The sequence below is a fragment of the Streptomyces sp. NPDC021356 genome, from assembly GCF_040641015.1.
Lineage (GTDB): Bacteria > Actinomycetota > Actinomycetes > Streptomycetales > Streptomycetaceae > Streptomyces.
Genome location: NZ_JBFACU010000008.1, coordinates 127,325 through 140,272 on the forward strand (window position 1 = coordinate 127,325; position 12,948 = coordinate 140,272).

At 74.4% G+C, this 12,948-nt stretch carries 10 protein-coding genes and 2 pseudogenes; 9 read left to right on the forward strand and 3 right to left on the reverse strand.

Annotated elements, in window-relative coordinates; genetic code table 11:
* Positions 1-353: 353 nt before the first annotated feature.
* Positions 354-598: pseudogene (locus tag AB0G56_RS12935) on the forward strand (hypothetical protein); the annotation flags it as partial.
* 137 nt (positions 599-735) lie between these two features.
* On the opposite strand, the gene proS reads toward AB0G56_RS12935, so the two are convergent.
* Positions 736-2,148 (reverse strand): proline--tRNA ligase, encoded by a 1,413-nt coding sequence (proS, locus tag AB0G56_RS12940; RefSeq protein WP_360967956.1) that lies wholly within the window; start codon positions 2,146-2,148, stop codon positions 736-738.
* Between the two features lie 263 nt (positions 2,149-2,411).
* Here proS and AB0G56_RS12945 point away from each other — a divergent pair, with 263 nt between their 5' ends.
* Positions 2,412-3,443 (forward strand): GntR family transcriptional regulator, encoded by a 1,032-nt coding sequence (locus tag AB0G56_RS12945; RefSeq protein ID WP_360967959.1) that lies wholly within the window; start codon positions 2,412-2,414, stop codon positions 3,441-3,443.
* 171 nt (positions 3,444-3,614) lie between these two features.
* Positions 3,615-4,385, forward strand: coding sequence for a sulfite exporter TauE/SafE family protein (locus AB0G56_RS12950; protein ID WP_360967962.1), 771 nt, complete (start codon positions 3,615-3,617; stop codon positions 4,383-4,385).
* Positions 4,386-4,566: 181 nt separating this feature from the next.
* On the opposite strand, the gene AB0G56_RS12955 is transcribed toward AB0G56_RS12950, so the two are convergent.
* Positions 4,567-4,809 carry an SgcJ/EcaC family oxidoreductase gene (locus AB0G56_RS12955; RefSeq protein WP_360968380.1) on the reverse strand — a complete coding sequence of 81 codons (243 nt, stop codon included), beginning with the start codon at positions 4,807-4,809 and terminating at the stop codon, positions 4,567-4,569.
* A gap of 132 nt (positions 4,810-4,941) precedes the next feature.
* Between AB0G56_RS12955 and AB0G56_RS12960 the strand changes: the two genes are divergently transcribed.
* Together AB0G56_RS12960 and AB0G56_RS12965 are read left to right on the forward strand one after the other, a co-directional pair.
* Complete coding sequence (locus tag AB0G56_RS12960) at positions 4,942-5,460, forward strand: MarR family transcriptional regulator (protein ID WP_360967964.1); 519 nt, start codon at positions 4,942-4,944, stop codon at positions 5,458-5,460.
* Positions 5,461-5,586: 126 nt separating this feature from the next.
* The gene (locus AB0G56_RS12965; RefSeq protein ID WP_360967967.1) at positions 5,587-6,438 is read left to right on the forward strand and encodes a helix-turn-helix transcriptional regulator; all 852 of its coding nucleotides are present in this window, start codon (positions 5,587-5,589) and stop codon (positions 6,436-6,438) included.
* A 76-nt stretch (positions 6,439-6,514) separates the two neighbouring features.
* Here AB0G56_RS12965 and AB0G56_RS12970 read toward each other — a convergent pair whose 3' ends face one another.
* Positions 6,515-8,524, reverse strand: a complete 2,010-nt coding sequence (locus tag AB0G56_RS12970) for a BTAD domain-containing putative transcriptional regulator (protein ID WP_360968383.1) — start codon at positions 8,522-8,524, stop codon at positions 6,515-6,517.
* A 368-nt stretch (positions 8,525-8,892) separates the two neighbouring features.
* Here AB0G56_RS12970 and AB0G56_RS12975 point away from each other — a divergent pair, with 368 nt between their 5' ends.
* From AB0G56_RS12975 to AB0G56_RS12990, 4 genes and pseudogenes are all read left to right on the forward strand, one after another.
* Positions 8,893-9,777, forward strand: coding sequence for an alpha/beta hydrolase (locus AB0G56_RS12975; RefSeq protein WP_360967970.1), 885 nt, complete (start codon positions 8,893-8,895; stop codon positions 9,775-9,777).
* Positions 9,778-9,961: 184 nt separating this feature from the next.
* Positions 9,962-10,327, forward strand: a complete 366-nt coding sequence (locus tag AB0G56_RS12980) for a WhiB family transcriptional regulator (protein ID WP_360967972.1) — start codon at positions 9,962-9,964, stop codon at positions 10,325-10,327.
* A 112-nt stretch (positions 10,328-10,439) separates the two neighbouring features.
* Positions 10,440-11,372: pseudogene (locus AB0G56_RS12985) on the forward strand (ABC transporter ATP-binding protein); the annotation flags it as partial.
* Between the two features lie 170 nt (positions 11,373-11,542).
* Positions 11,543-12,946 (forward strand): ABC transporter permease, encoded by a 1,404-nt coding sequence (locus AB0G56_RS12990; protein WP_360967975.1) that lies wholly within the window; start codon positions 11,543-11,545, stop codon positions 12,944-12,946.
* Positions 12,947-12,948 lie beyond the last annotated feature (2 nt).

Consider the following 12,948-nt stretch of genomic DNA (forward strand, 5'->3'; position numbering starts at 1 on the left):
CGGGCCCCGGCCCCGCAGACCGCCGTTCAGCCCCCGGCCCCGCAGACTCCCGTTCGGCTCCCGGCCCCACCGGCCCCCGTGCAGCCCCCGGCCCCGCAGACTCCCGTTCGGCTCCCGGCCCCACCGGCCCCCGTGCAGCCCTCGGTGCGCGCCGCCCCCGCACGGCCCCCCGGGTCCCCCGCGCGGCCTTCGGTACGGTCCTCCGCACCGGCCCGTGACCCGGTGGCGTCCGGCGGTTCGCGGGGGGCGACGGTCCGTGGGCGGCTCGTGCTGGACATGGAGAAGTTGCTGGCCGCCCGGTCGCACGCGGTGAAGGTGCGGCCCTATCTGGCCGACGCGCTCTTCGCGCTGCACTCGTCGGCGGCGGCGGGACGGACCTGCGCTCCGGTTTCCGCCGGGCCCTGCGCTCCCGGCCGCACCCGGACGTCATCGTCGCCCTGACGGGCGGTCAGACGCCGTGGCCCTCAGCACAGCCGCCGTGCCGCACCGTCGTAGGTCTCTTCCGGCGGCACGGCGGTGAACGCGCCGTGGACGAGGAGGACCCTGACTACGTCCCGGACACCCGCTGCCGTGGGCGCGGGTCCTCACCATCGGCTGAGGGGCCCGGGGCGCCGTCCGTCAGGCACGGGAAGCCGCCGATCGACACGTCCAGGTGTCCGTCGTGCGGGGGCAGGCGCAAGGGCGTGTGCGGGGGCGCGCCGGGGCGGCTCCGCCGGGGGAGCCGCCGTGGGGTCGTCAGTAGGCGCGGGCCACGACGGCCACGTTGCCCGGCTGGTCGTCGCGTTCGGGGACCGAACCGTCCGCGGCGACCAGGCAGCGCACGGACACGCCCTGTTCGGCCAGCCGCGCCTCGCCCTCCGGGCCCAGCGCGGCCCAGGGGATCCGCGCCCAGCCGGTGCCCGCGGCCTCCACGGCCTCCGCGGCCGTCGCCACATCTGCGGTACGCCGCTCACGGCGCTCCCGGGACTGCGTCAGCAGCAGCGCCTGGTCGTCCGCGAGCACCTTGGGCAGGATCTGCGGCAGCCCGGCGATCTCCGTCGGCTCCTTGGTCCCGGCGATGCGCCGTACCAGGACCGCACTGCCGTGCGCCAGATCGCGCGGCCCGACCTCGATCCGCACCGGCACGCCCTTGAGCTCCCAGTCGACGACACGTCGGCCGAACGGTGTGTCGGTGCGGTCGTCGACGTGCACGCGCACCCCCGCCGCCTCCAGCCGTGCGCCGATCGCGCGCACCTCGGCCAGCACGGCGTCGTCGTCCTTGACGGCGACGACCACCGCCTGCACAGGGGCCAGGCGGGGCGGCACGCGCAGACCGTCGTCGTCACCGTGCATCATCACCAGCGCGCCGACCATGCGGGTGGTCGAACCCCAGGACGTCTGCCACACGTGTTCCTGCGTGCCGTCCTTCGACAGGTAGCGGGTGTGGAAGGCCTTGGCGAAGTTCTGGCCGAGTTCGTGGCTCGTGGCCAGTTGGAGGGCCTTGCCGTCCCCCATCATCCCTTCCAGGGTCAGGGTGTTGATCGCGCCGGCGAACCGTTCCCTGGCCGTCTTGCGGCCCGGTACGACGTCCATGGCCAGGATGTTCTCCATGAAGTCGCCGTAGACCTCGCGGTGGATGTGCGCGGCGTAGTCACGCGCGTCCTCGTAGGTGGCGTGGGCGGTGTGTCCCTCCTGCCACAGGAACTCCGTCGTCCGCAGGAAAACGCGCGGACGCAGCTCCCAACGCACCACGTTCGCCCACTGGTTGATCAGCAGCGGCAGATCGCGGTAGCTCTGCACCCACTTGGAGAAGTACTCGTTGACGATCGTCTCGGAGGTGGGGCGGACGACGACGGGCTCCTCCAGTTCCTTGCCGCCGCCGTGCGTCACGACGGCCAGCTCGGGAGCGAAGCCCTCGACGTGCTCGGCCTCCTTCGTCAGGTACGACTGCGGGATGAAGAGCGGGAAGTACGCGTTGGAGGCGCCCGCCTCCTTGATCCGGGCGTCCATCTCCTGCTGCATCCGCTCCCACAGGCCGTACCCGTACGGTCGGATGACCATGGTGCCGCGCACCGGACCGTTGTCGGCCAGTTCGGCCTTGCCGACCAGGTCCTGGTACCAGCGGGGGAAGTCGTCCGCCCGGGGAGTGAGCACGGGTGCTTTTGCCATGGGGCGCAGGCTAGGGCGCGCAGCGGCCCACGCGCCAACCGATTACGTGGTCCTCGGGGTGACGGCCGCCCGCGGGCCCCGGCGCCGCTCCGAGGCGGGCCGAAGTCTCCGATGTCCAGGAATGTGTCAAGCGCGCCGAGGGATCGACGCGGCGGACCGGCGGAGTGGCCGTGTCCCTCCGTGAACCGGCTGGTCAGGAAGGTGTGCAGGTCACAGGGGGTGGCGTAACTCTGGCGTAATACCGGGAGACTAGTTTTGCGGGCATGTGCGATGCCGAGGAACCCGTGCCCGAGGAACCCGTGCCCGAGGAACCCGTGTCCGAGGAACCCGTGCCCGGGGGAACTGTGCGACCGCTGGCGGCGCGTCCGTCCGGCCGGCGGATTCCCGTGGAGTGGGTGTCGTCCAGGCCGCGTGCGGAGCGGGCGCGTCAGGTCGCCGATGTGCTGCGGCAGCGGATCACGGCCGGCCTGTTCCCCGGCGGCCTGCTGCCCGACGAGCGCACGCTGGGAGCGCAACTGGGCGCCTCCAGGAACGCGGTGCGGGAGGCGCTGGGCCTGCTGCGGGAGGAGGGGCTGATCAGCCGCAGACGCGGCGTGGGAACCGTGATCGAGACGCCCAAGTACGGGCACGGGCTCGACCGTCTCGCGGGGCTGGCCGAGACCCTGACCGGCCACGGCACCGTCACCAACGAGATCCGGGCGGCCGAACTCATCACCGCGCCGCCGGCCGCGATCACCGAGCGGCTGGAACTCCCCGCGGGCACGGCCGTGGTGTGCGTCGAACGGCTGCGACGCCTGAACGGGCGACCCCTGTCCCTGGACACCAGTTACCTGCCCGCGGACGTGGGGCGCGCGGTGCTGGCGGGCGACCTGGCGGGCCGGGACGTCTTCGCCCTGATCGAGGAGACCACCGGCCGCCTGCTGGGCCGGGCCGAGGTGGCGGTGCACGCGGTGACCGCCGATCCCGACACCGCCGGGCTCCTGGGGATCCCCGTCGGGGCCGCGGTCTTCGCCATCGAACGTCTCACCCGGCTGGCCGACGGCCGCCCCGTGGACGCCGAGTCGCTGCGCATCCGCGCCGACCGGATGACGCTGCACGCCACCCTGCACCGTGACCGCCCCTCGCTGACACCGGCACCGCCGCCGCTGTCGCCGCGGTCATCGCCGTCGTCGCCGCGGTCATCGCCGTCGCCGCGGTCGTCGCCGTCGCCGCGGTCGTCGCCGTCGCCGCGGTCGTCGCCGTCGCCGCCGTCGCCGCGGTCATCGGCGTCGCCGCCGCTGTCGTCGGCCGACTGACCTGCGCTGCCCCACCTCTTCCGCCACATCCCGCCCCCGCCTTCCGCCACACCCCACCCCCCCGATTTCACCTTCCGTGCCACCCACCCCTTCCCCTCGCCTTTCCTGGGAGATACCTGTGTCCTTCCTCCGACCCGGCATGCCTCGGACCCGCCGGACGGGTGCGTCGTGATGGCCGGGCTCCCGGTCCCGGTGCTGCTCGCCCTCGGCCTGGCGGGATTCGTCGGCGGCATCGGCATCACCGCGCTCGGTCCGGGCGGCGTGCTGCCCACGATCGGGCTGTTCGCCCTCACCGACCTGGCCCCGGCGGAGGTGGCCGGCACCGCCCTCGTCACGCACATCGCCACCGGCGCGCTGGCCACCGCCGCCTACACCCGCTCCGGCCAGCTGCGGGCGCCCGCCACCCGCCGTACGGCGGCCGTACTGGCCGGCACCGCCGTGCTCGGCACCCCCGCCGGTGTCCTGGTCAACACCGTTGTCTCCGCACGGGCGTTCGGCCTTGTTCTCGGGCTCCTCGTGGCCGGGGCGGCCGTACTCGTGTGGTACCGCGAACGGCGCCGCCCCACGGGCGCGGCAGCGCCGTCCCACCCCTCCACGGCAGCCGTGAGCGGCCTCGGTCTCGCGGTGTCCGTCGCGAGCGGACTGGTGGGGGTCGGAGGCCCCATGCTCACCGTCCCGCTGCTGATCGCGCTCGGCGTGCCCGTGCTGGAGTCCCTGGCCTCGGCCCAGGTCCAGTCGATCGTCATCGCCACGGTGGGCACGCTGGGCTACCTCGCCCACGGTTCCGTCGACTGGCCCCTGGCCACCCTGGTCGGCGTCCCCGAACTCGCCGGTGTCCTGCTGGGCTGGCGGATCGCCCACGCGCTGCCCACCCGCCACCTGAAGAACGCCCTCGTCCTCACCCTGCTCGCCCTGGCTCCCTACCTCGCCCTGCACGGCTGACCAGGGGGGAGAGCGGCCGGCCGGCCGCCGGGGCCAGGCCCGGGGCGAACCGGAAGGAGAGGGACTCCAGCAGCGGCCTGCGCTTGGTGTTCTGGAAGGCCGCGATGCGCCACGTCCCGTCGCCCCGGCGGACCATCGTGTATGTCTGGATCTTGCTGAGCCGGTGCGGCCGCCTGCCCCTCTAGGTGTCGCCGCGTCCGTTGACGACGGCCAGGTCCGGCCCGTGGAACCGGATGCCGAGGACGTCGTCCGCCAGTTCCGTGCCCTTCAGGAACGTAGTGAACAGCGTGCGGTGGCTCTCGACGATGTCCCGGCGTCCCTGGTAGAAGCTGCCGACGCAGGTGAGGTAGGTGGCGTCCTCGGTGAACAGTTCGCCGTAGGCCTCGGCGTCCTGCCGACCCCAGGCCGCGACGAGTTCGTCCAGTACGACCTGACCGCGGTGACGTCATCGGTGCTGGTCATGGTGGTCGACGGCCTCCCTTGTTAGAGTGGGACAGATTCTGTACGTAGACAGTATCTGCGTACATGCAGATGAACACAGGGAGTGGTTCCACCGATGGCAACCCCCGCTACCCCCGCAGGCGCCGCGGACGAACACGTGGCCTTCCGCCAGTACCTGGACGCGGTGGGGCTCCAGGGCCTGGCCGGCGCGGAGGCCGCCGGACTGCACACGTCGGAGTGGTACGCGCTGAGCCTGATCACCCTGGAGGGCAGCCTCACCTCGGGCGAACTGGCCACCAGGACGGGGCTCACCACAGGGGCCACCACCCGGCTGATCGACCGCCTGGAGCGGGCCGGGTACGCCCGTCGCGTCGCCGACCCCGCGGACCGCAGACGCGTCATCGTCGAGCCGGTGCCCGAGGGACTCGGCCGCATCGAGGACGTCCTCGCCCCCGCCCGCCGCCGCATCGCCGAGGTCCTGGCGCGCTACACCCCCGACCAGCGGGCCCTGCTCTTCGACTACTTCCGCCAGGCCGCGCCCGCGTTCCGCGCGGCTACGGAGGAGATCCGCGCGGGCCAGGCCCAGCGGCGCGGCCGGTCCGGCGGACCGCGCCGGGGCGGGGCCGGGGCCTGACGCGGGCCGAGGGCTCATCCCTGCCGTCCGCGGCGACCCGCGGGCCGACGGCGTCGACGGCCGGGCCGGGAACCTGGGTGCGGCGCACCCAGGCACGCCGGGCGGGCCCTCTCGTAGCCTGGCGCCATGGCTGACAACGCACTGGGACAGTTCCTGCGGAGCCGCAGGTCGGCGCTGCGGCCCGAGGACGTCGGCATGGCGAGCTACGGCACGCGCCGGGTCCCCGGGCTGCGCCGCGAGGAGGTGGCGGTGCTCACCGGCATCAACGCCGACTACTACACGCGCCTGGAACAGGGCCGCGAACGCCACCCCTCCGCCCAGGTGCTCGACGCGCTCGGCCGCGCCCTGCGGCTCGACGACGGCACCCGGGCCCACCTGTACCGGTTGGCCGGCACCGTGCCCGACGACACCGTCGCCCCCGCCCCCCGCCAGGTCAGCCCCGCGCTGCGCCGGCTGATGGACGGCTCCACCCACACCCCCGCCCTCGTCCTCGACCGGACACTGGACGTCCTCGCCGTCAACGCACTGGCCGACGCCCTCTTCTCCGTCTTCGAGCCCGCGGACAACCTGGCGCGCATGACCTTCACCGACCCCGCCGCGCGCACCTTCTACCAGGACTGGGACCGTGCGGCCCGCACCACCGTCGCACACCTGCGCCAGGCGGCCGGGTACGAACCCGACAACCCGCGTCTGCGGCACCTCGTGAACAGCCTGCACGCGGCGTCCACGGACTTCGCCCGCCTGTGGGACAGCCACACCGTGCGCGGCAAGACCGCCGAGGCCAAGCGGTTCCTGCACCCCGACGTCGGCCCCCTCGTCCTGGACTACCAGGCCTTCGACGTACGAGAGGCACCGGGCCAGCAGCTGATCGTCTACCAGGCCGAGCCCGGCAGCCCCAGCGCGGAGGCGCTGCGCCTGCTCGGCTCCGTGCACGCGACCCGCACCCGGCCGGTCACCCGCCGCACGGACGGCACCTGACATCCCGCGCGCGGACCTGGACGAACCACACGACTGACACTCCGCGCGCGGACCTGGACGAACCACACGGCAGGGCCTACGCGGAACCGCCCGCCGCCAGCAGGGCGAGGTGGTCCGCGACCGGGCCCAGGGTGATCAGGCCGCTGCCCGCGCCGCCTTCCTCGGACGCCGCCGGCGTCAGCGCCGTCCGCGCCCGCGCCATCAGGGTCCGGTCGCCCACCGCCACGGCGGCCCGTGCCAGCAGGCACCACATGGCCTCGTACATCAGGTCGCGCGGCGGCGGAGCCACGACCGCCAGCGCCCGCGCGGCCTCCTCCTGCCGTCCCTCGCCCGCCAGGAGCACCGGCCGCACCCACGGCTCGTACGGGCCCCAGTCCGTGCCCCGGTCGGCGGCCCGGTCGGCGGCCCGGTCGGCGGTGACCGGCAGCCCGTGCCGCAGCCGCACGCTCAGCAGCGCAAGCGGCACCAGGCCCTCCTGCAACCCGGGCATCCCCGCCCCGCGCAGACGCGGAGCGGCGGCCTCGTAGGCGGCCAGCGCCGCGTCCGGCGGACCGGTCATGGCGGTGCGCAGCGCCCGGTACCAGGTGGTGAACACGGACACCAGCGGCAGGTCGTGCCGGGCGGCCAGCGCGTCGGCCGCGGCCGCGTGCCGGCCGGCCCCGGCCAGGTCCGACAGGGCGCACCGCGCCTGCATGCGGACGAGATGGCCGAGCACCTCGTGGCGGACCAGGCCGTGCCGTGCCGCCAGCGCGACCACCTCCGCCCCGACGGCGTCCCGCCGGGCGGCGAGCCCGGCCCGCTGGAACGTCTGCATGAACGTGCCGTTCAGGGCGAAACAGAGCAGGGCGGCGTCGCCGAGCCCACGGGCGATCTCCTCCGCCTGCCGGGCGGCCCGCAGCGGGCGCGCCGCTGCCCCGTCCACCGCCTCGTCCGCGGGCAGCGCGCCCCGGGACTCCACGGCGACCGTCGCCAGCAACCGGCAGCGCGTCGCCTCGTGCCCGCCGGACGGCAGCAGCCGCAGCGTCCGCTCGGCCGCTCCCACCAGCCACCGGGCCTGCTCCGGGTCGTCCGAACGCGTCCAGACAGCCGGTACGTCGTACACCCCGATGACCCGCGCCGTCAGCTCCGGGTCGCCCAACTGTTCCGCCGCGGCGACGGCCGCCACCCGGTGCCGCCGCGCCGACTCCAGGCCGCCGCCGCCCGTCACCGCCAGGTCGCGCATCAGGCTCGCCGTGGACTCCAGCCGGGTCCGCGCCCGCGAGCCCAGGGAACTCTCGTACGCGGCGGTCGCCCGGCTCCACACGTCGTCGACCCCGGCCCCGGCGCCGGGGTCCAGGTGCTCGGCGTGCCGCAGGACGTCCTCCTCCAGGCGCCGCAGGCGCGGGCCGGGGTCCACGCCGAGGTGTTCGCGCAGCATGGCGCGCGCCCGCCGCAGGACCGACAGCGCGTCGGCCTGCCGTCCGGACCGGTACAGCGCCAGGGCCAGCAGCCGCCAGGCGTCCTCGCGCCACGGGTGCTCCGTCACGTGGGCGTCCAGGTCGGGCACGGCTCCGGCCGCCTCCCCGAGGGCGATCCGGGCCTCGGCACGGCGCTCGACGGCGTGCAGGCGCAGCTCCGTGAGCCGGGTGCGTTCCGCGCGCAGCCAGCGTTCGTCGCCGAAGTCCGCGAAGGCGGGACCGCGCCACCAGCCCAGCGCCTCGGCGAGCCCGGCCGCCACCCGCTCGGGTCCCGCCTCCGCGAGGGCGTCCACCGTGTCTTCGAACCGCCAGGCGTCCACGTCGTCCTTCGCGGCCCGCAGCGCGTAGCCGGGCCCCTCGGTGACCAGCAGCCGGGACGGGCTGCGCGGCGGGCGGTCGGGTTCGAGGGCCCGGCGCAGATCGCCGACGAACGTGCGTACGGTGCCCACGGCCCTCGCGGGCGGGTCGTCCCACAGGTCCTCGGTCAGCCGGGCCACCGGCACCACCCGTCGGCGGGCGACGACGAGCCGGGCCAGGACCGCGCGGTGCCGTGGGCCCTTGAGCGCGAGCGGAGCGCCCGCCCCGTCCCAGGCGGCCACGGCCCCCAGCACCCCGAATCGCACACGCACCCTCGCTGCCGTCCCTTCCGTCCACCGCTCCACCCGGCTCACGCGGCCCACCGGCTCCACCCGGTCCACCGGCTCCACCCGGGCCACCCTTTCCATGCGGGCCACCAAGTCCGACGGGTCCGCCGTTTCCGACGGGTCCGCCGATTCCCACGGGTCCGCCGTTTCCGACGGGTCCGCCGTTTCCGACGGGTCCGCCGATTCCCACGGGTCCGCCGTTTCCGACCGGTCGACCCACTCCGCGCCGGACCACCCAACCTACAAGCGTTCATCCGTTGCTGATCGAAGCCCCGCAGGCTGGACCCACCGGCCGGGCGGCCCGCGCACCGGCCTTCCCCCGGCATCCGTCACCACCGCCAAGGAGCAGCGCCATGACACACACGACCACGATCCCCGGCTTCGACCACCAGCGGATCCGCGTCGACGAGGGCGTGGAACTGCACGTCGCCGTCGGCGGCAGCGGATCTCCCATCGTGCTGCTGCACGGATTCCCGCAGACCCACCTGATGTGGCGGCACGTGGCCGCCGACCTGGCGGCCGACCACACGGTCATCTGCCCCGACCTGCGCGGATACGGCGCCAGCGACAAGCCGCTGGAGGACGGCCCGCACACGTACGCGAAGCGGACCATGGCCGGCGACATCGTCAAGCTCGCCCGCGCCCTGGGGCACGAGCGCTTCGCCCTGGCGGGGCACGACCGGGGCGCCCTGGTGGCGTTCCGCGCCGGGCTCGACCACCCGGACGCCGTCACACACCTGGCCTGCCTGGACGTGCTGCCGACCCTCGACATGTGGGAGGCGCTGCACGGGACGTCGGCATCGGTCGGCTTCCACCTGTACCTGATGGCCCAGCCGCCCGGCCTGCCGGAGGCGATGATCGAGGCGAGCGCCGACACGTTCTTCGCCCACTTCCTCGACCTGTGGGCCAAGGACCCAGACGCCGTCCCGCAGGACGTCCGCAAGGCGTACCTCGACGCCTGCCGGGGCGCGGTGCCGTCCATCGTGGCGGACTACCGGGCATCGGCCGGCATCGACGTGGAGCACGACAAGGCGGACCGCGCGAACGGCAACCGGCTCGCGATGCCGGTCTCCGTCCTGCAGCAGGACTGGGGCGCAGCCCTTGGCTACGAGGCCGCCGCCCTGTGGGGTGCCTGGGCCGGGGACCTGGACCACTCCACCGTGTCCTGCGGCCACTTCATGGCCGAGGAAGCACCCCGGGACATCGCGAAGGCGCTGCGGAACCTGATGGACCGCTGACTCTTCACCTACCCGAACTCCCCTATACCGCCAAGCTTTACGCGGCTGCAATCCGGGTCACCCGAAGGTGTGGAACGAAAGCGGCAGGAACTGACGGCATATGCCGAACTGCCGTACTGTCACGTCCCTGCCCGCACGTAGGGTGGAAAACCGCTGGCCATAAAGGGGAGAGGACGGCGCCGGGGTGGTTGCGGACAACGCGAGGAACGCGGGCAACGCGGACAACGAGGAGTGGGGCGAGCGGGCGGCCTGCCGGACCGCCGATCCGGACGAGCTGTTCGTCGAGGGGGCCGCCCAGAACAGAGCCAAGATCCTGTGCAGCGGCTGCCCCGTGCGGACCGAATGCCTGGCGCACGCCCTCGACAACCGGATCGAGCACGGTGTCTGGGGCGGTATGACGGAACGTGAGCGGCGCGCGCTGCTGCGGCGCCGGCCCACGGTGACGTCGTGGCGGCTCCTGCTGGAGACGGCCCGCACGGAGCACGAGCAGCAGGGCCGGCGCGCCGCCGACCGGCCGCGCTGGGCCGAGCGTTGGGCCGCCGTCGGCTGACCGGCGGCTGCGGCTGCGGGACGCCTCCCGTTCCCCGAGCGTTCAACCGGGCGCCCCCGCCGGCGTCGTGTGCTGTCCCTAGGGTCCCCCAAGGTTGCGAAAGAAGGGGATCATGGACACACTCCTCGCGGTCCGGGCACACCAGATCACCAAGTGTTTCGGCGACGTCATCGCGCTCGACGGTGTCGAACTGGACGTGCGGCAGGGGCGGATCCACGGCCTGGCCGGACCCAACGGGGCCGGCAAGACGACTCTGCTCGGCCTGCTGCTGGGCCTGGCCGTCCCCGACAGCGGCCGGCTGGAGATCCTCGGCACACCGGTCGGGCGGGCACTCGCCGCGCCCGAGGGCGTCGCCGGGTTCGTGGACGCGCCCGGCCTCTACCCCTCCCTGACCGCCCGGCAGAACCTCGCCGCGCTGGCCGCCCTGCACGGCCGCGACGCGCGGACGACGCGGGCGGAGATCGACGACGTACTCGATCAGGTCGGGCTCACCGATGTGGCCGACGACCGCACCCGGGGCTTCTCGCTCGGCATGCGCCAGCGGCTCGGACTGGCCGCGGCCCTGCTCGCCAGGCCCCGGTTGCTCGTCCTGGACGAACCCGCCAACGGGCTCGACCCGGCCGGGAAGAAACATGTGCACGATGTGCTCACCCGGCTCGCGGCCGGCGGAACGGCCGTCGTGCTCTCCAGCCACCGCATGGACGACCTGGAGGCCCTGTGCTCCGAGGTCACCATCCTCGCCACCGGACGGGTCGTCTTCTCCGGCCCGCTGGGTGAACTGGCCGCCGGCAGCCGCGAACTCGACTACCGGCTGCTCACCTCGGACGCGCCGGCCGCGCGCCGCCTGGCCGAGGCCACGGCCGGCGTCCGCACCACCGACGGGGCCGGCACCCGGCAGGACGAGCGGACGCTGGTAGTCCGCGCGCGGGTACCGGCCCTCGACGAACTCGTGGCGCGCCTCGTCCACGCGGGCATCGCCCTGCGCGAACTGGCCCCGGTGGTGTCCCCCCTCGAAGCGGCGTTCCTGGCCCTCACGGGGCAGCAGGACAGCCCGCTCACCGAGCAGCAGGGCAGCCCGTCCACCGGCCGTCCGGACAGCCCGTCCACCGGCCGTCCGGGCAGCCCGTCCACCGGCCGTCCGGGCAGCCCGCCCACCGGCCGTCCGGACAGTCCGCGGACGGCCCCTTCCCTGCCCGGACTTCAGGAGGCAGGGCGATGAGCGCCACCCTCGCCGAACCCCCCGCGCCTGCCGAACCTCCCGCGCCTCCCGCGCCCCCCGCCGGCGGCTCCCGCCCCGCCCGCGTGCCCGTGGCCCGCGGCTACCGGTTCGAGCTGGTCAAGCTCGTCTCGCAATGGCGGATCCGCCTGCTGGTCCTCGCCTGCTGGATCGCCCCCGCGCTCTTCGTCGCCGCGGTGAGCCGGCAGAGCACCCTGCCGACGGACACCCTCTTCGGCCGCTGGATGCACGCCACCGGGTGGGCCGGACCTCTGGTCACCCTCGGATTCGCGGGGAGTTGGGCGCTCCCGTTGCTGACCTCGGTGGTCGCCGGTGACGTGTTCGCCGCCGAGGACCGGCTCGGCACCTGGCGCCACCTGCTCGTGGCGGTGCGCTCACCGCGGCGGATCTTCGCGGCGAAGGCCCTGGCCGGTCTCACCGTGATCCTGCTGCTCGTCACCGGGCTCGTCTGCTCCAGCGCGGCCGGCGGCGTGCTCGCGGTCGGCGACGAGCCGCTGGTCGGCCTGGACGGCCACCTGCTGACGCCCGGGGACGCGGCCGGCAAGGTCCTGCTCGCCTGGGCCTGTGCCCTCGCGCCGACCCTCGCCCTCGCCGCGGTCGGGCTCCTCGGCTCCGTCGTCCTGGGACGCTCCCCGATGGGACTGCTGCTGCCCGCGCTCCTCGCGCTCACCCTGCAGCTCGCCCAGATGCTGCCGCTGCCCGTCGCGGTCCGCCTCGCCCTGCCCGGCTACGCCTTCATCGCCTGGAACGGCCTGTTCACCGGCCCGCCCCAGCTCGCCCCGCTCCTGATCGGTGTCGCCGTCAGCCTCGTGTGGGCGGTGACCGCGACCGCGCTGGCGTACGCCCTGTTCCTGCGGCGGGACTTCACGAACCCGGCCGACGACGGCTCGGGGCGCCGGGCCCTCGCCGTCGCCCTGCTGCCGCTCGCCGCGCTGACGGCCGCGACGGTGGCGGTGCTCGGCCTGACCGCCGCCGCGCCCACGGGCTCGGGCATCGAGCAGGACAAGGTGCAGCGTTCGCTGGCCACCGAGTTCGCTCACCTCTACCGCATGCAGACGAGGCAGCTGAACCGGCCCGACGCCACCGAGGCCCGGCTGAAGACCTCGGCGGCGTGCACCAAGGGCGACGTCCCGGCGGGCGCCCACGGACCGGGCAACGACTGGCGCTGCGTCGTCACCTGGCACCTGCCCGGCGTCGCGGCCACCGGGACGGCCGTCTACCAGCTCGACATCACCGCCGACGGGCGGTTCGTGGCCGACGGCGACGGACCGAAGGAAGTGAACGGCTACTTCCTGGTGCGGACCCCGACCGGGGACGCACCGAACCCGCTCTGGCAGTTCGACGGCAATGTCGAACTGCTCCACGCCACCTCGAAGGGATGACT